Here is a 17,794-nt window from a genome sequence, read left to right as displayed (position 1 = left end):
GCGTTCCGGGGCCATACTGCCCTCATGCGCATCGACTACGACCCGGCCCAGTGCGACGCCGAGGCCTTCTACCGGTTGCTGACAGCCACCGTTGTCCCGAGGCCCATCGCCTGGGTCTCCACCACATCGGCCGACGGCACGGACAATCTCGCCCCGCACTCCTTCTTCACGATCTCGTGCGTGGCTCCACCCGTTGTGCAGTTCACCTCGGTCGGCCGCAAGGACTCGCTGCGCAATGTCGAGGACACCGGGGACTTCGTGGTCAACTTCGCGCCCGAGCCGCTCTTCGAGCAGATCAACGCCACCGCCACCGACTTTCCACGTGGCACCAGCGAGTTCGACGCGGTGGGCATCGCCCGCGAGACGAGTCTGCGCGTGAAGCCTCCACGGGTCGCGGCCTCCCCGGTGGCTCTGGAATGCGAACTGCACAGCACCGTACGGCTCGGCGACTCGACGGTCGTCTTCGGCCGCGTCGTCCATGCCGCGGTCAGCCGTGACGTCATGGCGAGCGGGCACCCCGAGGTGACGAAGCTGGCGCCGCTCACCCGGCTGGGCAAGGACGAATGGGCCACGCTCGGAGGCGTACGCGAGATCTCCCGTGTCCCGTACGCCGAGTGGCAGGACGGCGCCGACGGCCTGGGCCGCTGAAAATGACCGCGGCGGCTACCGGCTGACGGCCCGCAGCACCACGAACTTCGGGTCACTGGAGACGACTTCGCAGTTCCCGAAGAGACGGCGCAGCCTCACGTGATAGCCGAGGTGGCGGTTTCCAACGACCCAGAGCTCGCCGCCGGGCCGCAGGGCACGGCGCGCCCCGCCGAACATCCGGCGGGCGGCCGTGTCCGTCGTCGCCCGGTGCGAGTGGAACGGTGGATTGTTCAGCACCAGATCGACGGACGCGTCCGGCACACCTGACAGACCGTCGCCGACCAGGAACTCCGCCTTCGCGTCCGACGGGACGTTCTCGCGGTACGTCGCCTCGGCCGAGGCGACCGCCGAGAACGACTCGTCGACAAAGGTGAGCGAAGCCGCCGGATTGGCCAGCGCGGCCGCCGTGCCGACCACGCCGTTGCCGCAGCCCAGATCGACGACCCGCTGAGGACCGTGCAGCTCCGGCAGGCTCCGCAGAAAGAACCGGGTGCCGATGTCGAGGCGCTCGGCGCAGAAGATGCCCGCGTGATTGGTGACGGTCCGGCCCGCGAGGACGCCCACATCGGCGGGCAGCGCATAGCGCAGCGGCCAGGGGCTCGGGGTACGGGCCAGTCTGTGGTCGGGCGTACAGAAAATGAGCCGCGCCTTCTTCACCGCGAGCGAGGTCCTGGTCGGACCGAGGATCCGCTCGAACAGCTTCAGCGTCGACGTGTGGATCTCGCTGACCATCCCGGCGCCCACGACGACCGTGTCCGCGTGCACAGCGGGCGCAAGGCGGTGCAGCTGGTCCTCCAGCAGGGCGAGGCTCTTGGGCACCCGGATCAGCAGTGCGTCGATCCGCTCCGGCGGCAGGTCCCTGACCGACTGGAGGCGTACCGAGTCCACCTCGATGCCGTTGCGGGCCAGATTCGCCCGGGTTGCCTCCTGGCCGAGGAAGGAGTCCGTGATCTGTACGGGCCGGTGGGCCGCGAGCGAGGTGGCGAGGGCACCCCAGCGGTCCCCGACGACGACCAGCGTGCCGTTCAGGTCCGTGGAAGGGGCGTCGTCGATTCCCTTGAGCTGGCGCAGGAGGTACTCGTCGGCGGCGTCCCAGGCGCGGAGGGGGTCGCGGGGGTCCTCGGGGAAGCGGGCGAGCTCGAAGCCGCCCCATGACGTGGTCAAACGGTTCATCGTGCACTCAGGCTAGCCGAGCCCACGATCACGCCGAGCGCTCCCGGCCCGCCCGCCCTGCGCTCAGGCGGCGTGCTCCACGTCCACGTCCACGAGCGCGGCCGCGGCCCACTCCACCACCAGCGCCTCGTACTCCGGGCGGCGGTCGTCGGGCAGCTCGCCGTCCGCCCACAGCTCTCGGATCCGGGCATTGAGCTCGGCGGCGGACAACGCGGTTTCTGACTCGCGGGACAAGGGGGACATGCGGACAGGCTAAGGCCTGGGTACGACAGCCGTCAGCCCCGCGGCTACGGGCCTCAGCCGGCCGACTCACCCGCGTGCGGGCTCAGTGCATCCGTTCCGACCAGGATGAACAGCAGGATTCCCAGCAGGATGCGGTAGATCACGAAGGGCATGAAGCTCTTCGTAGTGATGAACTTCATGAACCAGGCGATCACCGCGTAGCCCACGGCGAAGGCGATGATCGTGGCGAAGAAGGTCTGCGGCCAGTCCACATGCCCGCCCCCGCTCGCGTCCTTCAGCTCGAAGACGCCCGAGGCCAGCACGGCCGGGATGGCCAGCAGGAACGAGTAGCGAGCCGCCGCCTCACGCGTGTAGCCCATCAGCAGACCACCGCTGATGGTCGCGCCCGAGCGCGAGACGCCCGGAATCAGGGCCATCGCCTGGCAGGCACCGTAGATCAGACCGTCCCTGACACCCAGCTCCTTCAGCGTCTTGCGCTGCTTGACGGCCCGGTGCTTGCCGCCATCCTCGTCACGGGCGGCAAGACGGTCGGCGATGCCGAGGACTATGCCCATCACGATCAGGGTTGTGGCGATCAGCCGCAGATCTCGGAACGGTCCCTCGATCTGGTCCTTGAACGTGACGCCGAGCACACCGATCGGGATCGAGCCCACGATGACCAGCCAGCCCATCTGGGCGTCGTGGTCACTGCGCAGCTCCTTGTTCGTCAGGGAACGGAACCAGGCGGAGACGATGCGTGCGATGTCCTTGCGGAAGTAGATGAGGACGGCCGTCTCGGTGCCGATCTGGGTGATCGCGGTGAAGGCGGCGCCCGGGTCCTCCCAGCCGGCGAATGCGGCGGTGAGCCGCAGGTGCGCGCTGGAGGAGATCGGCAGGAACTCGGTCAGCCCCTGGACGAGCCCGAGGATGAATGATTCGAACCAAGACATCGAAAACTACGCCACCCAAGAAATGATCACGGTCTGACGGCGCGTAGCGTTCCCGATCATGCGCCAGGTCCCAGGAAGCGTAGCGTCCCCCGATTGGCGCACATCCCGCAGCCCCTGTCAGCCGCGCTCGCAGGCAAACCACCCGCCAGCCGCGTCCCCAACCTCACAGGTCAATACACCTAGCGCTCCCGCAGCCGGTGCCGTTTGCACCAGGCGATCCAGGCCGCGGCCAGCCCCGTCACCACGATGAAACCCATCGCGACCACGAACGCCGGGGACGTCGGCGAGCCGGCCCTGCTGCCCGCGACCACATACGCCGCCGTGTTCGGGATCGAGCCGAGCGCCGTCGCCAGCAGGAAGGGGACATAGCCCATGCGGGAGACGGCGGCGCAGTAGTTCGCCGCGGCGAACGGCACGCCGGGGAAGAGGCGCAGCGCCAGCATCGAGCGGAAGCCGTGCCTGCTCAGCTGGGTGTCGGCCGCCATCAGCCAGCGCCCCCGCAGCAGCGGCCGCAGCGCGTCCTGCCCGAGCAGCCGCCCCAGCGCGAACGAGATACCCGCACCCAGCACCGTCCCGGCGAGCGCCGAGACAAACCCCGCCTGTGAGCCGAAGAGCGTGCCCGCCGCCAGGTTGAGCAGCGGGCGCGGCACGAAGGCCGCGGTGCACGCCCCGTACGCGACGCCGAACAGCACCACGGCCGCGGCTCCGCTCAGCTGCGGCGGCCAGCCCGCAGAGAGCAGCCGCTGCGGCTCGTACAACACGACCGTCACCGCGGCGGCGGCCAGCATCGCCACGAGAAGCGACAGCCGCGACCACGGTGAGAGCAGTGCCCTCGTGCAGCGCACGGCGAGGCCCGATGCGGGGCGGGGGACGGGGTCGAGCATCCGGGGAGAGTAGCCGACACGGGATGTGATCGCCGTAATGTGAGCGGCATGACCCCGGTCGAACCGCCCGTCTTCCCTCGCAGCGATCTCGCCGACACTGTGCTCGCGCGCCTCACCGCCGTGTATCCGACCGGCGCCGACGCGGGGAGGGCCGAGTCGGCCGCCGCGTACATGAAGGGCATCGCGCCCTTTCTCGGGCTCTGTACCGGCACTCGCCGCGACCTCTCCCGCAGTGTGCTGGACGGAACCGCGGTCCCCGACGAGGCCGACTGCACGGCGATCGCCCTGCGCTGCTGGGAGCTGCCCCAGCGCGAATACCACTACTTCGCCGTCGACTATCTGCGCCGCCATGTGAAGCGCTGCTCCTCCGGCTTTCTGCCCGTCGTACGTCATCTCGTCGTCACCGTCTCCTGGTGGGACACCGTCGACGCGCTCGCCTCACATGTCGTCGGACCGCTCGTGAGCGCCGATCCCGGGCTGAAGTCCGTCATGGACCGCTGGATCGAGGACGACGATCTGTGGGTCGTGCGCACGGCGCTGCTGCATCAGCTCCGCTACAAGGACGCGACCGACACCGAACGGCTCTTCGCCTACTGCCTGCGCCGCGCCGACCACTCGGACTTCTTCATCCGCAAGGCGATCGGCTGGTGCCTGCGCGAGTACGGCAAGACCGATCCGGACGCGGTACGCCACTTCGTCGAGCGGCACCGGGACCGGCTGGCGCCGCTGTCCGTGCGTGAAGCACTCAAGAACCTGTGAGCTGCTGAACTCTGAACTCCCGGCACAACTCCCGCGCAGGGAAAACCATTCGACGCGGCGAAGCGCCCTGAGCGATCATCGTCGACATGTTCCGGTACGCCTTCCTCGCATCGCCGTCCGCAGTCGCGGACGCGCCGAAGGCTGCCGCATTCCCCGCAGCCGCCGCTGCCGCAGCGCCCCTCGACGGCGCCCGAAGCTGACCCTTCCCGGATCGACCGGCGGACCCCCCAGGGGGAGGGTCGGCGAGGCCCAGGGGTCCCATCACGCTTCGAGTTCCGAGGAAACCGAGGAATCAGTCATGTCCAAGACGGCATACGTGCGCACCAAGCCGCACCTCAACATCGGCACCATGGGCCACGTCGACCACGGCAAGACCACACTCACCGCCGCCATCACCAAGGTCCTCAGCGAGCGCGGGACCGGCACCTTCGTGCCGTTCGACCGGATCGACCGGGCGCCCGAAGAGGCCCAGCGCGGCATCACCATCAACATCGCGCACGTCGAGTACGAGACCGACACCAGGCACTACGCGCACGTGGACATGCCGGGCCATGCCGACTACGTCAAGAACATGGTCACCGGAGCCGCGCAACTGGACGGGGCGATCCTTGTCGTCTCGGCGCTCGACGGGGTCATGCCGCAGACCGCGGAGCACGTCCTGCTCGCCCGTCAGGTGGGCGTCGACCACATCGTCGTCGCCCTCAACAAGGCGGACGCGGGCGACGACGAGCTCACCGACCTGGTGGAGCTGGAGGTCCGCGAGCTGCTGACGGCCCATGGGTACGGCGGCGACGCGGCGCCGGTGGTACGGGTCTCCGGACTCAGGGCGCTGGAGGGCGACCCACGCTGGACGGCCGCCGTCGACGCGCTGCTCGACGCCGTCGACACCTATGTGCCGATGCCCGTCAGGTACACGGACGCGCCGTTCCTGCTCCCGGTGGAGAACGTACTCACCATCACCGGGCGCGGCACGGTCGTCACCGGCGCCGTCGAGCGGGGCACGGTCCGCGTCGGCGACCGTGTCCAGGTTCTCGGCGCCGACACCGAGACGGTCGTCACGGGTCTGGAGACCTTCGGCAAGCCGATGGAGTCCGCGGAGGCCGGTGACAACGTCGCCCTGCTGCTGCGCGGCATGGCGCGCGACGCTGTCCGCCGCGGCCATGTGGTGGCGGCGCCCGGCAGCGTCGTGCCGAGCCGGCGCTTCACCGCGCAGGTGTACGTTCTGTCCGCCCGCGAGGGCGGCCGTACGACACCGGTCTCCACCGGCTACCGCCCGCAGTTCTACATCCGGACGGCAGACGTCGTCGGCGACATCGACCTCGGCGCCGCGGCGGTCGCCCGGCCCGGCGACACGGTCATGATGACCGTCGAACTGGGCCGTGACATCCCTCTGGAGCCGGGCCTCGGCTTCGCGATCCGCGAGGGTGGCCGCACGGTGGGCGCGGGGACGGTGACGGAACTCGCGTAAGCGCGGGGGCGGGCCGGCTGCTTCGCCGCGAGGCCGGGTCCGGCCCCGCCGCCGTGCCCGCGCTGCTGCGGGAGAACGGTGCCGGTTTCGCAGCGAGGCCGGGTCGCCAGGGTGTGGGTGGCGCATGTCCCTCCCGCCCGCGCCCCCGGGAGGGCGGCACCGGGCTTCGCCGCGAAGCCGTCGCGCCAGGACGCAGGGGGCACCAGCCCCCGCGTCATCCACCCCTCCGCGCCCCGCGGGACGCAGCCGCGCGAGACTGACTCCCATGACGGACACGGCAGTTGTACTCGGCGCCGGCGGAATCACCGGTGTGGGCTGGGAGATCGGCATCCTCCACGGACTCGCCGCCTCGGGCGTGGATCTGAGCACCGCCGACCTCCTCGTCGGCAGCTCCGCGGGCGCGGTCGTCGCCGCCCAGGTCGCATCCGGCAGGCTGGGCATCGCCGAGCTGTACGAGCGCCAGCTCGCCTCACCCGAGGGTGAGAGCGCGGCCCGGTTCGGTCTTTCGCTGACGCTGACGTACGCACGGGCGATCCTCACGTCCCGTACACCCGAGGAGTACGGACGCAAGCTCGGCAGGCTTGCGCTTGCCGGCACCGTCGGCGTGGCGTCCCGCCGCGAGGTGATCGCCGGGCGGCTCCTCTCGCACGCATGGCCCGAGCGGCGCCTGCTCGTCACCGCCGTTGACGCGCTCACGGGCGCGTTGAAGACCTACGACAAGGACAGCGGCGTACCGCTGGTGGACGCGGTCGCGGCCAGCTGCGCGGTCCCGGGCGTCTGGCCGCCGGTCACCATCGAAGGCCGCACATGGATCGACGGGGGAGTGCACACGACGGCCAACGCCCACCTCGCCGCCGGATACCAGCGGGTGGTCGTCCTCGCGCCCATCGCCTACGGCACCAAGGCGATGGCCTCGCCCCGGGCCCAGGCCGCACAGCTCGCCGCCGCCGGCGCCCGCGTCGCGGTCATCACCCCCGACGCCACCGCCAGGAAGGCGTTCGGCCGCGGCCGGCTGGACCCGGCGCTACGTGCTCCCGCGGCCCGTGCCGGGCTGGCCCAGGCCGCCGCGCACGTCAAGGCCGTCGCCGCGGTGTGGGCACAATGAGACGGTGAGCGAGCAGCTACCCGTCATCCGCCAGGTCGAGAGCGGCACCGCCAGGCTGATGCCCGACATCGACCGGGACCGAGCCTGGTTGCTGACGGTGGACGGCGCGCCCCAGTCGTATGTCGACCTGGATGCGCCCACCCATCTGGAGTTCGAGTACGCGCGGCGTCTCGGCCATGTCGTCGACTGCGCCGCGGACGAGGGCGCGCCGCTCGATGTGCTGCATCTGGGCGGCGGGGCGCTGACCCTGCCGCGCTACGTGGCCGCGACGAGGCCGGGCTCGCGCCAGGACGTCGTGGAGGCTGACCGCGGGCTGCTGACCCTCGTGGCCGAGCGACTGCCGTTGCCCGCGGGCTCGGGCATCGAGGTGCACGGCACCGATGCCCGGGCCTGGGTGGAGGCGGCTCCCGCGGACTGTGTCGACATGCTGATCGGCGATGTCTTCGGCGGCTCGCGGGTACCTGCCCATCTCACGTCGGTCGAGTACGCGCGCGCCGCCGAACGCGTCCTGCGGCCGGACGGAATATACGCCGCCAACCTCGCCGACGGCGCACCCTTCGCCTTCCTCCGCTCCCAACTCGCCACATTCGCCACGGTGTTCGCTGAGCTCGCGCTGATCGCGGAACCGTCCGTACTGCGCGGTCGGCGCTTCGGCAACGCGCTGCTGCTCGCCTCGCAGGGCCCCATCGACACGGCGCCCCTCGCCCGCCGCATCTCCGCCGACGCCTTCCCGGCACGGCTGGAGCACGGCGCGTCGCTGACCCGGCTCATCGGGGACGCGAGTGTCGTACGGGACGCGGACGCGGTGGCGTCGCCCGAGCCGCCCGACGGTGCTTTCAGCATCGGCTGAGACGGCAGGGGCGGACGCCGGATCAGTCGGAGGGCGTTCCCGCGAGCCGGACCGTGCTGAGGATCTGCGCGATGGTCGCGTCCGGGACCTCGTCCTTGACGCCGGTGTTGGCGTACAGCACCCAGCTCGCGAAGTCACCCTTGCTGTTCTTGAAGGTGAACGCGATCGACTTGCCGTCGGTGCTGCACTTGTTGGTCTTCTTCACGCCGAGCGCGGTGGCCGTGGCAACGCTGCCGGAGAGCCCCGACTTGGTGGTGTACGGCTTGGCCTTGGTGATCTTGACCGTGCCCTTGGGCTCCTTCTGCGCGTAACCCGCCCAGACCCAGTTGCCCGCTTCGTTGTAGGCGCCGGTGGCGGTGTCGGTCGCGCCCTTGCCGCCCTTGGTGCCGGTCGTGCTCAGTCCCCACTGCTCGGGCTTGCCGTCCTTGTCGGTGTCGAACGTGCACCACTTGGACTTGTAGTGGGCCGGGGCCGACATGACGACGACGGGCGAGCCGTCGTTCTTCTTCTCGTCCTCGAAGAAGGTGCTCATGCCGGAGCCGGCGACCTCCCAGGCGGGCGGGACGTCGAACTGGGTGCCGCGCTTGGGATTGGTGACGACCTTCCAGCCCGCGATGAGCGGCTTGGCGTCCTCGCCGCCGCGCGGGTTGTCGGTCGGTGAAGCGGGCGGCGTGCTGGGCTTGTTGGTGGCGGGCGTCTTCGAGGCGCTGACCTTGCTGCCCTCGTCGCCGGTGCCCTTGTCGTCGTCCTTCAGCACGATGACGCCGGTGACGACCGCGGCCGCGACGACCGCCGTGGCAGCGACGATCGCGATGACGGTCGTCTTCTTCTTGTTGTCCTGCGGCGGCTGGGGCGCACCGGGCGGCTGGCCGGGCACGGCGTACTGCGGCACCGTCGGCTGCTGGTACGGATTGGGCTGCTGGTAACCCGGCTGCTGGTAACCAGGTTGCTGGTATCCCGGCTGCTGATAGGGATTCGGCTGTCGGTACCCCGGCTGCTGGTACGGGTTCTGGTCCTGCGGGTTCTGCTCGCCCCCGGGCGGCTGCTGTCCTGGCCACATGGCGAGTAACGATAGAGGTGTGGCACCACACGTGCCACGTCCGCCCCCGCCCAGGGATGGCCAAGGCTGCTACTCATGGGTAACATCGCGTCCCATGAGCGCTGATCAGATGTCAGTCGGCGAGATGCTCGCCGCGACGGTCCCCATGGCCGGGACCCTCAACCTGGAGTTCCTGGAGACCACCGCCGAGCGTGCTGTCGTACGCATGCCGGACCAGAGCGACTTCCACAACCACGTCGGTGGACCGCACGCCGGGGCGATGTTCACGCTCGCCGAGACCGCGAGCGGCGCCATCGTCCTCGCCGCCTTCGGCGACCAGCTGAACCGTGCCGTACCGCTCGCCGTCAAGGCGGAAATCGGCTACAAGAAGCTGGCGATGGGCGTCGTCACCGCCACCGCCACGCTCGGCCGCCCGATCGCAGACGTGGTTGCCGAACTGGACGCCGGGGAGCGTCCGGAGTTCCCCGTCGAGATCGCCATCCAGCGCGCGGACGGCGCGGTGACCGGGGAGATGACGGTCGTGTGGACGCTGCGCCCCAACGCCTGAGCGCACCTCCCGAGCGCCCGAGGTAGGCTGCCCGGCGTGCGCCGACGCGGGCGCACGCCGGGCAGCCCGTGCCCGGTGACCTCGGGAGGATGCGGCGTTGCACGTCCAGGAGTGGCTCGAGACCGTCCCGGCGGTCAGCATCTACCTCCTGGTGGGGGTGGTCATCGGCCTCGAGAGCCTTGGCATTCCGCTGCCGGGCGAGATCGTCCTCGTCAGCTCGGCCCTGCTCGCCTCGCAGCACGGTGAGATCAATCCGTACATCCTCGGAGCCTGTGCCTCGGCCGGCGCCGTCATCGGCGACTCGATCGGCTACGCCATCGGCCGCAAGGGCGGCAGACCGCTGCTGGCCTGGCTCGGCGGGAAGTTCCCCAAGCACTTCGGTGAGGCGCAGATCGCCATGGCCGAGCGGTCCTTCGAGAAGTGGGGCATGTGGGCCGTCTTCTTCGGCCGCTTCGTCGCCCTGCTGCGTATCTTCGCCGGGCCCCTCGCGGGCGTGCTGCGCATGCCGTACTGGAAGTTCCTCATCGCCAACGTCCTCGGCGGAATCCTGTGGGCGGGCGGCACGACCGCCGTCATCTACTCGGTAGGTGTCGTGGCCGAGGCCTGGCTGAAGCGGTTCTCCTGGCTGGGGCTCGTCCTCGCCGTGCTCATCGGCCTCACCTCGATGCTGGTGCTCAAGAGCCGCGCCAAGAAGGCGGCCGCGCAGGCGAAGGCGGAGCCGGACCCCGTGCCCGCCTCCGACTGACCCGCACGACGAGAGCACACGAGACGCACCGGGACGAGAAGCATCAAGGAGAGACGGCCATGGCAGGTCAGGCACTGATCGCGGCAGTGGGCGGCAAGGAGCCGAGCATTGCGCCCGACGCCTTCACCGCCCCCACTTCGGTCGTGATCGGTGAGGTCACCATGGCCCCGGGCTCCAGCGTCTGGTACCACACGGTGCTGCGCGCGGACTGCGGCCCGATCGTCCTGGGCGCCGGCACCAATGTCCAGGACAACTGCACGGTCCATGTCGACCCCGGCTTCCCGGTCACCGTCGGCGAGCGCGTCACCGTCGGCCACAACGCGGTGCTGCACGGCTGCACCGTGGAGGACGACGTCCTGGTCGGCATGGGCGCGACCGTTCTCAACGGCGCGCACATCGGCTCCGGTTCGCTGATCGCCGCCCAGGCGCTTGTGCCGCAGGGGATGCGGGTACCGCCCGGCTCGCTCGTCTCGGGCGTGCCCGCCAAGATCAAGCGTGAGCTGACCGAAGAGGAGCGCGAGGGCATCAAGCTCAACGCCTCGATGTACCTGCTGCTGGCCAAGGAGCACCGGGAGGCGACGGAAACCGGCTGAACTCCCGCCGTTTTCCGTCCCTCGACGCGGCCGCGGGCCGCTACACCGGAGGTCCGCCGGAAGAGGCGGGCATGACAATCTCGGCCGCCACCACGCTGCCGGCTTCCAGCCTGCGCGTGCTGGTCCGTGTCGCGAAGGCGTCGACGAGCCGGAGGCCGTGACCGAGGTCGGCGTGGGCGTCCAGCGGCTCCTGCCGCCGAACCGAGCGGTGCTTCCAGCTCCCGCCGTCCCTGACCTCGGTCGTCAGGGTGTTCCCACGGACCCTGATGGCGACTGCGACCCACGGGCTGCCGCTGTGCAGCACCACATTGCTGACCAGCTCGGTGACGATCACCGCAAGTGCCTCGTGGAAGTCGTCGTGCAGCCGCCACCGCTGCGCGACGGCGCGGGCGAAATGCCTCAGCGTGCGCGCGGCTTCCGGCGTCGCCGACATCGCACACTGGGCGAGTCCCGAAAGTCCGCCGTGCGGCATCCGGCCGGAAGGCGGAGGGTGGGGGGACTCCTTTGTTGATGCGATCACTGTCGGCTCCTTTTGCCCGGGTGGTGCCCGGGCGCTGGGTCTAACCTCGTGGGCGGCGCACAGTGGGCGCAATTGGGGAGACTGAAGTACGGATACCCAAAGAAATGAAATGCCCGGAAATGTCGAGGAGGGTGAGCCGGTGAACACACTCAGTGACGACGCCTGGGAAAGATGGTTGAAACAGACCCTCGACCGTCCCACCGGCCGGCCGGCCCTCCTGTTGATCGAAGGAAAAGCAGGAACCGGCAAGAGCCGACTGGTCGACCGGCTGCTCGACGCCGCCGGGTCGGGCACACGGCCATGCGTCATCCTGAGCTTCACCGCCACCGGCACCGCCCTGGCACATCACCCGGCCCGTCCGCCCCGCCCCGAGACGGGCAACGACCGGCCCACCGGACGCGCCCGCATCGAAGCTCCCCCGCTGCCGCCGCGGATCTACCCGGACGCGGCCGCGCTGGCCGAGGAACTGGCGCCCCTGCTCGAATCCGGCGGCCCCGTACTGCTGATAGCCGAAGACGTACACCGCGCCGATCCGGGCAGCCAGGACCTGCTGCGGCGGCTGCTGGAACGACCGCCCGCCGGACTCGCGGCCGTGCTCGTCTACCGGCCCGAGGAACTGGGCGAACCCGGTCTGGTCCTGGGCAGACCCGTGAGCTACCCGGCCCGGCTTTCCCTGCTTCGGATACGTCTTGAACCGCTGGACGCCGAACAGGTGCGCAGACTGGTCGAGGAGCGGCTGGGCCCCGAGAGCTGCCCGCCGGAACTGGTCGCCCGCATCCACGAGCGCTCCGCGGGAGTCCCGCAGGTCGTCGTCGACCTGGTGCGCCAGCTGGAGGACGTCTGCGGCCGGAGGGAGCGCTACACCGCACGGGACGTGGACGCCACGGGCACTCCCGTACGGCTGGCTGAGCTGGTTCTCGGCAGGCTGGCCGCGCTGCCGCCCGAGCACCGGGCCGTCCCCAGGGCGGCGGCGGTACTGGACGAGCCCAGCACTGCCGAGGACCTGTACGCGGTTGCCGCGCTGCCTGCCGAAACCGGCCGTGAGGCCCTGATGGCCACCCTGCGCGCAGCCGTACTCCAGGAGACCGGCAGCGATGTGTACGGATTCCCCTCACCGCTCGCGAGCACGGCCGTCTACCAGGAGCTGCCGGGCCCCTTGCGCCAGGACATGCACCGCAGGGCGGCCGCCGTCCTCGCCCGCCGCCACCCCGTGCCGTGGGGCCGACTGGCCACCCACCGGCATCGCGGTGGCCAGCTGCGCGGCTGGCTGAAGGCGGTCGAGCGGGCCGCCCTGCAGTGTGCCGAGGCCGGTGAGCACCAGACGGCGATGGACCTGCTCGAACAGGCCCTGTCCCATCCGTCGGTCCCGCGCGAGGTGCGCGCCCGCCTCGCCCCCCTGCTGGCCCACAGCGCGGTGCTGGGGCTGCACACCGACCAGACCGTCGAAGTACTGCGCCAGATCCTCGACGACCAGTCCCTGCCCCCCGCCGTACGCGGTCAGATCCGGCTCGACCTGGGCCTTGTCCTGTACAACCAGGCCGGCATGGGCCTGCAGGGCTGGGTGGAACTGGAGCAGGCGGCCGATGAACTGGCGGAACGGCCCGCCCTCGCGGCGCGCGCCATGTCGGCGCTGGCCATGCCTGTGATGTCCGCGGTCCCGCTGGAACGCAATCTGCACTGGCTGGAGAAGGTCCAGAAGACGGCGGCCCGCAGTGACGACCCCGAAGTGCGCACGGCGGTCGCCGCCAACTGCATCGCGATACAGCTGGAGACCGGTGACCCCACGGCCTGGGACGTGCTGGAACAGCTGCGCGCGGAGACCGATCACCCCGAGCGGCTCCCGCACGTGGCGCGCGGACTGGTGAATGCGGCGGACGCCTTCCTGTGGCTGGGACACCTTCAGCGCGTGGGGGACCTGCTGGACGAGGGGCTGGAGCTGGCGGCCCGCAGCGGAGCCTCGTATGTCGAACAGGACGGGCGTGGCAGCGTCCTGCTCCTGGACTGGTTCAACGGACGCTGGGAGGGGCTGGCCGCCCGGGCGCGGGCCTTCGTCGCCGAGACGGGTGTCATGCCCGGGCCGGCGGCCGACGCCCGGGTCGTCCTCGGCATGCTCGCCCTGGCCCAGGGCGAATGGCAGCAGATGGCGGCCTGGCTGTCGGGGGACGGGCATCCGCTGCCCGCCGGCTCGCCGCTGCCGCATGTGGCGGCGGCCGCCGGTGCGCTGGTGCGTACCGCGCTCGCCCGAGGCGACATCGACACCGCGGCCTCGGAAGCCGCCGACGCCTGGGACCGACTGCGTGACAAGGGCGTCTGGGTGTGGGCTTCGGAACTCGCACCCTGGGCCGTCGAGGCGACCGCACGCGCCGGCCGCGGGCAGGTGGCCTCGGACATGGTCACCGAGTTCGAGACGGGTCTGAAGGGCAATCTCGTGCCGTCGGCCGCTGCCGCGCTCCAGTGGTGTCGTGGCGTCCTGCTGGAGACGGCGGGCGAACCGGTGCGGGCGGTGCCCCACTTCCGTGAAGCGGCGGCGATGTACACCGAGATGCCCCGCCCGTACGCGGCGATCCTCGCAGGCGAGGCCGCCGCGCAGTGCGTGCTGGCGGCGGGCACGAGCTCCGAAACCGCAGCTGCCGTCGAGGAGCTGGCCCTGTGCGTCCAGCAACTCACCGACCTGGAGGCGGGCTGGGACGCGGCACGTGTGCGGGCGACGCTCCGCGCCCATCAGCCCCCCGCCGAACAGCGTCGCCGCGGGCGCCCGAGCTACGGGGACCAGCTCTCCCCGCGCGAACAGGAGGTCGTGGATCTGGCCTCCGCGGGGCTCACCAACCGTGAGATCGCCGCTACGCTGCATCTGTCGCCGCGCACCGTGGAGCAGCATGTCTCCCGGGCCCGCAGAAAGCTCGAATCGCAGTCCCGGCAGCAGCTCAGCCGGTCCCGAAACAACCGTCCGGGCTGATTTATTTGCGTATCCGTAGATCGCGTTCACGGATAGGCGCCCGCCGGTCCACGGCATAGCTTCCAGGCACCGAAATGCGGAACGCACCGTTGCCGTGTCCCGTCGCGGCCGCCAGAGTGCTCGCTTCGGTGCTGTGCCCGGGATGCCGGAAGGCCGGGCGAGCGCGCGCCACGTCCCCACCGCGGTGGCCGCCTCGCCGAGGCAGGGGGGTCCGGCCCCGGGCACGTCGAGTCCTCGCTGACGGGTGATCAAGAACCTTGTGTGAAGCGGGGTGGGGCGAACATCACAGCGCACCGCCGTGATCAGGCCGGGCGGGCCGACTACCGTGTGCGCGTGCCCCGCAACAGAAACACGTTCTCATCGCTTGCCGCCTGGCGGCGGCGCGTCCTCGCGCGCGCCGTCCAGCGCGGCTGGCGCTGGGTGCAGGAAACAGGTGCCGTCACCGCGGAGCACCCCGGCCGGCTGCGCTTTCGCCGGCTCGGTTCGGGCACCCGGCTCGCCTTCCCGCAGGGCACCGTCTTCGGCGAGGCGTGGATCGAACTCGGCGACCACTGCATCGTCGCCGAACAAGTCACCCTCACGGCAGGGATGATGCCCGGTCTCGACCTGGGCGCCGACCCCATCCTGACGCTCGGCGGCGGCGTGGTTCTCGGCCGCGGCAGCCACGTCATCGCCGACGCCAGGGTGACCATCGGCTCGGACACGTACTGCGGGCCGTATGTCTACATCACCTCGACCAATCACAGCTACGACGACCCCCATGAGCCCGTCGGCAGGCAGTGGCCCCGCACCGAGCCGGTCGAGATCGGCCCCGGTTGCTGGCTGGGCACGGGTGCGGTGATCCTTCCCGGTGCACGGCTCGGCCGCAATGTGGTGGTCGCGGCGGGCGCCGTCGTACGTGGCGAGGTCCCCGACCACTCGGTGGTTGCCGGGGCACCCGCCCGGGTCGTACGCAGCTGGGACCCGGTGCGCGGCTGGCAGCCCCCGCTGCGTACGCCCGCTCCCGTGCCCATCCCGGAGGGCATCACCCCCGAGCAGCTGCTGGCGCTCGCGGAGCTGGAGGAGAGCTGACGCAGGGGGCGCCGATCAGCCGGTGGCCAGCAGGACGGTGCCCATCAGCGCGAGCCCCGCGCCTGTCGCCTGAACCGCACGCAGCCGTTCCTTGAGCAGCAGGAGTGCGGCGAGGACCGTCACCACCGGGTACAGGTTCGCGAGTACGGCGGCGATGGTGACGGGGCCGTGCTGCGCGGCGATGGAGTACGTGCCGTTGGCCGCGACGTCGGCCAGGCCGACGAAGGCGAGCGCCGGGATCGAGGCCCACACGGCCCGCATCCCGTCGTCCTCGGGCAGCGCCCGCGCCCCCCGCTTCACCGATACGAACAGGGCCGCGCCGCCGACCGCCACATTCGTGACGCGCTGTACGAACAGGGCGAGGAAGAGACCGGTGATCGTGGTCGAGGCCTGGGAGATCAGGGCCATCACCGCGCCGAAACCGAAGGCGGCGAGAAGGGTCAGCAGGATGGCCTGACGCTGCACGGGCGCCCCGCGCAGCTGGGGGCCGCCCGCCAGCACGATTCCGGCCACGGCGACGGCGATTCCGGCGACCTGCAGCAGCCCGGGCCGCTCGCCGAGGATCAGACCAATGGCGACGGGGACCGCGACGCCCAGTGAGCCGAGCGGGGAGACCACACCCATCGGGCCGAGCGCGAGCGCCCTGTAGAAGGAGAGCATGGCCACGGGGCCGACGGCGCCCGCCGCGGCGGCGTACCAGAGCTGAGGTCCGGCCTCTGCCCAGCCGCCGGTGGCGACGACGACGGCGCCCAGTACCACCACCGCGATCGACTGCGAGGCGACGACGACTGTGAGCGCCGGCGTGCGTCGTGTCAGCAGTCCGCCGCCGAAGTCGGCCAGCCCCCACAGGAGGCTGGTGGCCAGGGCGAACAGTGCGGTCATGGCGAGCCTCGCAGTACAGTGCAGTGAACGATGGGTGCACCACACGGTAGTGCAATGTATTGAACTCTGTCATCCAGAATATTGGACGGCGCCGGACGCTTGGACGGAATGTGTCGGACCTCGACCAGCTCACGCAGTCGCTCGCCCGCAATCTCAAGCGCTGGCGCGGTGAGCGGGGCCTCACGCTCGATGCCCTCGCCGCCCGGGCGGGCGTCAGCCGGGGCATGATCATCCAGATCGAGCAGGCGCGTACGAATCCGAGCGTCGGGACCACGGTGAAGCTCGCCGACGCCCTCGGCGTCAGCATCACCACGCTTCTCGACTACGAGCAGGGCCCGCAGGTCCGCCTCGTACCCCCGGAACAGGCCGTCCGCATGTGGTCCACATCGACCGGCAGCTTCACGACCCTGCTGGTCGGCACGGAGCGCCGCGGGCCGCTCGAACTGTGGGGCTGGAAGCTGATGCCCGGCGACACCAGCGAGTCCGACCCGCATCCGGACGGCACGGTCGAGCTGCTCCATGTGACCGCCGGCGAGCTCACCCTCGTCGTCGACGGCGAGTCCCACACCGTACCGGCCGGCACGTCCGCCACCTTCGAGGCGAGCGTCCCGCACGCCTACCGGAACGAAGGGGACGAGCCGGTGGAGATGACGATGGCCGTCTCGATCCCGCCGGTGCGCTGAGGCGCCTCAACCGCCGGTGCGGGAGCGGCTGTTAGCGTGATCCCATGCACGCTCCCATCGGCACTTTCGACGACGCCCGGCCCGCGGTCGACTGCCTCGAACTACTCACAGCGCCCGTCGCCGACGCCGTACGGGCGTGGCACGGCGACATCCCCGTTGAGCAGCTGATCTACGTCGACACCGACCCGGAGATCGCGGACACCGCCGCCTTCGTCGAGCACTACGGGCAGGACCTGCTCGAACAGTCGGCGAACTGTGTGGTCGTCTCGGGCAAGCGGGGCGGCGAGTCGACGCTCGCGGCGTGTGTGGTCCTGTCGAGTACGCGGATCGATGTGAACGGCGCCGTCCGCAGGCAACTGGGCGCCCGCAAGGCCTCGTTCGCCTCGATGGAAACAGCGGTCGGCGAGACGGGGATGGAGTACGGCGGCATCACACCCATCGGGCTGCCCGCCGACTGGCCGCTGCTCGTCGACTCCGCGGTGGTCGACACGGAGTGGGTGCTGATCGGAAGCGGGCGCCGGCGCGGGAAGCTGATCGTGCCTGGGAAGGCGTTCGTGGAGTTGCCGGGCGCGGTCGTCGTCGAACGTCTCGGAATCGAGACGTCTTGAGTAGCGCAGGCCATGGCGTCGGTGTGCGGCTGCCTCTTACTCTGGTACGCGCGCCCGCGCGTGTCGCCCG

The 17,794-nt window shown here is 70.7% G+C and carries 19 protein-coding genes; 12 read left to right on the top strand and 7 right to left on the bottom strand.

Going from position 1 to position 17,794, the window contains the following annotated elements:
- Positions 1-24: 24 nt before the first annotated feature.
- The gene (locus tag FBY35_RS23160; protein ID WP_142215914.1) at positions 25-648 is read left to right on the top strand and encodes a flavin reductase family protein; all 624 of its coding nucleotides are present in this window, start codon (positions 25-27) and stop codon (positions 646-648) included.
- Positions 649-663: 15 nt separating this feature from the next.
- On the opposite strand, the gene FBY35_RS23155 is transcribed toward FBY35_RS23160, so the two are convergent.
- From FBY35_RS23155 to FBY35_RS23140, 4 genes are all read right to left on the bottom strand, one after another.
- Positions 664-1,821, bottom strand: coding sequence for a methyltransferase (locus FBY35_RS23155; protein ID WP_142215913.1), 1,158 nt, complete (start codon positions 1,819-1,821; stop codon positions 664-666).
- Positions 1,822-1,884: 63 nt separating this feature from the next.
- A complete protein-coding gene (locus FBY35_RS23150) occupies positions 1,885-2,064 on the bottom strand; it encodes a hypothetical protein (protein ID WP_142215912.1) in 180 nt (59 codons plus the stop codon).
- A 53-nt stretch (positions 2,065-2,117) separates the two neighbouring features.
- Positions 2,118-2,993 carry an undecaprenyl-diphosphate phosphatase gene (locus tag FBY35_RS23145; protein ID WP_142215911.1) on the bottom strand — a complete coding sequence of 292 codons (876 nt, stop codon included), beginning with the start codon at positions 2,991-2,993 and terminating at the stop codon, positions 2,118-2,120.
- A 179-nt stretch (positions 2,994-3,172) separates the two neighbouring features.
- Positions 3,173-3,877 carry a TVP38/TMEM64 family protein gene (locus FBY35_RS23140; protein ID WP_142215910.1) on the bottom strand — a complete coding sequence of 235 codons (705 nt, stop codon included), beginning with the start codon at positions 3,875-3,877 and terminating at the stop codon, positions 3,173-3,175.
- A 48-nt stretch (positions 3,878-3,925) separates the two neighbouring features.
- Here FBY35_RS23140 and FBY35_RS23135 point away from each other — a divergent pair, with 48 nt between their 5' ends.
- From FBY35_RS23135 to FBY35_RS23120, 4 genes are all read left to right on the top strand, one after another.
- Positions 3,926-4,636, top strand: coding sequence for a DNA alkylation repair protein (locus tag FBY35_RS23135; protein ID WP_142215909.1), 711 nt, complete (start codon positions 3,926-3,928; stop codon positions 4,634-4,636).
- Between the two features lie 298 nt (positions 4,637-4,934).
- Entirely contained in the window at positions 4,935-6,104 is a 1,170-nt protein-coding gene (gene tuf / locus FBY35_RS23130) for an elongation factor Tu (RefSeq protein WP_142215908.1), read from the top strand.
- Between the two features lie 265 nt (positions 6,105-6,369).
- A complete protein-coding gene (locus tag FBY35_RS23125; protein WP_142215907.1) occupies positions 6,370-7,209 on the top strand; it encodes a patatin-like phospholipase family protein in 840 nt (279 codons plus the stop codon).
- Between the two features lie 4 nt (positions 7,210-7,213).
- Positions 7,214-8,059: a spermidine synthase gene (locus FBY35_RS23120; RefSeq protein ID WP_142215906.1), complete on the top strand. Its 846-nt coding sequence runs from the start codon at positions 7,214-7,216 to the stop codon at positions 8,057-8,059.
- A 22-nt stretch (positions 8,060-8,081) separates the two neighbouring features.
- On the opposite strand, the gene FBY35_RS23115 is transcribed toward FBY35_RS23120, so the two are convergent.
- Positions 8,082-9,119: a hypothetical protein gene (locus FBY35_RS23115; RefSeq protein WP_142215905.1), complete on the bottom strand. Its 1,038-nt coding sequence runs from the start codon at positions 9,117-9,119 to the stop codon at positions 8,082-8,084.
- 109 nt (positions 9,120-9,228) lie between these two features.
- Between FBY35_RS23115 and FBY35_RS23110 the strand changes: the two genes are divergently transcribed.
- The 3 genes from FBY35_RS23110 to FBY35_RS23100 all read left to right on the top strand — a co-directional run bounded on the left by FBY35_RS23110 (position 9,229) and on the right by FBY35_RS23100 (position 11,004).
- Positions 9,229-9,666, top strand: coding sequence for a DUF4442 domain-containing protein (locus tag FBY35_RS23110; RefSeq protein WP_142218117.1), 438 nt, complete (start codon positions 9,229-9,231; stop codon positions 9,664-9,666).
- Positions 9,667-9,763: 97 nt separating this feature from the next.
- Positions 9,764-10,411: a DedA family protein gene (locus FBY35_RS23105; RefSeq protein ID WP_142215904.1), complete on the top strand. Its 648-nt coding sequence runs from the start codon at positions 9,764-9,766 to the stop codon at positions 10,409-10,411.
- Positions 10,412-10,470: 59 nt separating this feature from the next.
- Positions 10,471-11,004, top strand: a complete 534-nt coding sequence (locus FBY35_RS23100; RefSeq protein ID WP_142215903.1) for a gamma carbonic anhydrase family protein — start codon at positions 10,471-10,473, stop codon at positions 11,002-11,004.
- A 40-nt stretch (positions 11,005-11,044) separates the two neighbouring features.
- On the opposite strand, the gene FBY35_RS23095 is transcribed toward FBY35_RS23100, so the two are convergent.
- Positions 11,045-11,524, bottom strand: coding sequence for an ATP-binding protein (locus FBY35_RS23095; protein ID WP_260848794.1), 480 nt, complete (start codon positions 11,522-11,524; stop codon positions 11,045-11,047).
- Between the two features lie 139 nt (positions 11,525-11,663).
- Between FBY35_RS23095 and FBY35_RS23090 the strand changes: the two genes are divergently transcribed.
- Both FBY35_RS23090 and FBY35_RS23085 read left to right on the top strand, forming a co-directional pair.
- Positions 11,664-14,480 carry a LuxR C-terminal-related transcriptional regulator gene (locus tag FBY35_RS23090; RefSeq protein ID WP_160159315.1) on the top strand — a complete coding sequence of 939 codons (2,817 nt, stop codon included), beginning with the start codon at positions 11,664-11,666 and terminating at the stop codon, positions 14,478-14,480.
- Positions 14,481-14,813: 333 nt separating this feature from the next.
- Entirely contained in the window at positions 14,814-15,551 is a 738-nt protein-coding gene (locus tag FBY35_RS23085) for a DapH/DapD/GlmU-related protein (protein WP_142215901.1), read from the top strand.
- 15 nt (positions 15,552-15,566) lie between these two features.
- On the opposite strand, the gene FBY35_RS23080 is transcribed toward FBY35_RS23085, so the two are convergent.
- The gene (locus FBY35_RS23080) at positions 15,567-16,433 is read right to left on the bottom strand and encodes a DMT family transporter (protein ID WP_142215900.1); all 867 of its coding nucleotides are present in this window, start codon (positions 16,431-16,433) and stop codon (positions 15,567-15,569) included.
- Positions 16,434-16,543: 110 nt separating this feature from the next.
- Here FBY35_RS23080 and FBY35_RS23075 point away from each other — a divergent pair, with 110 nt between their 5' ends.
- Together FBY35_RS23075 and FBY35_RS23070 are read left to right on the top strand one after the other, a co-directional pair.
- Positions 16,544-17,116 carry a helix-turn-helix domain-containing protein gene (locus FBY35_RS23075; protein ID WP_142215899.1) on the top strand — a complete coding sequence of 191 codons (573 nt, stop codon included), beginning with the start codon at positions 16,544-16,546 and terminating at the stop codon, positions 17,114-17,116.
- A 44-nt stretch (positions 17,117-17,160) separates the two neighbouring features.
- On the top strand, positions 17,161-17,724 hold the full coding sequence (locus FBY35_RS23070; protein WP_142215898.1) for a YbaK/EbsC family protein: 564 nt from the start codon (positions 17,161-17,163) through the stop codon (positions 17,722-17,724).
- Positions 17,725-17,794 lie beyond the last annotated feature (70 nt).

It is taken from the genome of Streptomyces sp. SLBN-118 (assembly GCF_006715635.1).
GTDB lineage: Bacteria > Actinomycetota > Actinomycetes > Streptomycetales > Streptomycetaceae > Streptomyces.
The sequence above is the reverse complement of the archived record's forward strand: the minus strand, read 5'-3'. Positions and strand labels throughout refer to the sequence as shown.

Bases quoted from the DNA above. Each gene is read 5' to 3' on its own strand.
- FBY35_RS23160 (WP_142215914.1), top strand. From the start codon at position 25: ATGCGCATCGACTACGACCCGGCCCAGTGCGACGCCGAGGCCTTCTAC.
- FBY35_RS23155 (WP_142215913.1), bottom strand. From the start codon at position 1,821: ATGAACCGTTTGACCACGTCATGGGGCGGCTTCGAGCTCGCCCGCTTC.
- FBY35_RS23150 (WP_142215912.1), bottom strand. From the start codon at position 2,064: ATGTCCCCCTTGTCCCGCGAGTCAGAAACCGCGTTGTCCGCCGCCGAG.
- FBY35_RS23145 (WP_142215911.1), bottom strand. From the start codon at position 2,993: ATGTCTTGGTTCGAATCATTCATCCTCGGGCTCGTCCAGGGGCTGACC.
- FBY35_RS23140 (WP_142215910.1), bottom strand. From the start codon at position 3,877: ATGCTCGACCCCGTCCCCCGCCCCGCATCGGGCCTCGCCGTGCGCTGC.
- FBY35_RS23135 (WP_142215909.1), top strand. From the start codon at position 3,926: ATGACCCCGGTCGAACCGCCCGTCTTCCCTCGCAGCGATCTCGCCGAC.
- tuf (WP_142215908.1), top strand. From the start codon at position 4,935: ATGTCCAAGACGGCATACGTGCGCACCAAGCCGCACCTCAACATCGGC.
- FBY35_RS23125 (WP_142215907.1), top strand. From the start codon at position 6,370: ATGACGGACACGGCAGTTGTACTCGGCGCCGGCGGAATCACCGGTGTG.
- FBY35_RS23115 (WP_142215905.1), bottom strand. From the start codon at position 9,119: ATGTGGCCAGGACAGCAGCCGCCCGGGGGCGAGCAGAACCCGCAGGAC.
- FBY35_RS23110 (WP_142218117.1), top strand. From the start codon at position 9,229: ATGTCAGTCGGCGAGATGCTCGCCGCGACGGTCCCCATGGCCGGGACC.
- FBY35_RS23100 (WP_142215903.1), top strand. From the start codon at position 10,471: ATGGCAGGTCAGGCACTGATCGCGGCAGTGGGCGGCAAGGAGCCGAGC.
- FBY35_RS23080 (WP_142215900.1), bottom strand. From the start codon at position 16,433: ATGACCGCACTGTTCGCCCTGGCCACCAGCCTCCTGTGGGGGCTGGCC.
- FBY35_RS23070 (WP_142215898.1), top strand. From the start codon at position 17,161: ATGCACGCTCCCATCGGCACTTTCGACGACGCCCGGCCCGCGGTCGAC.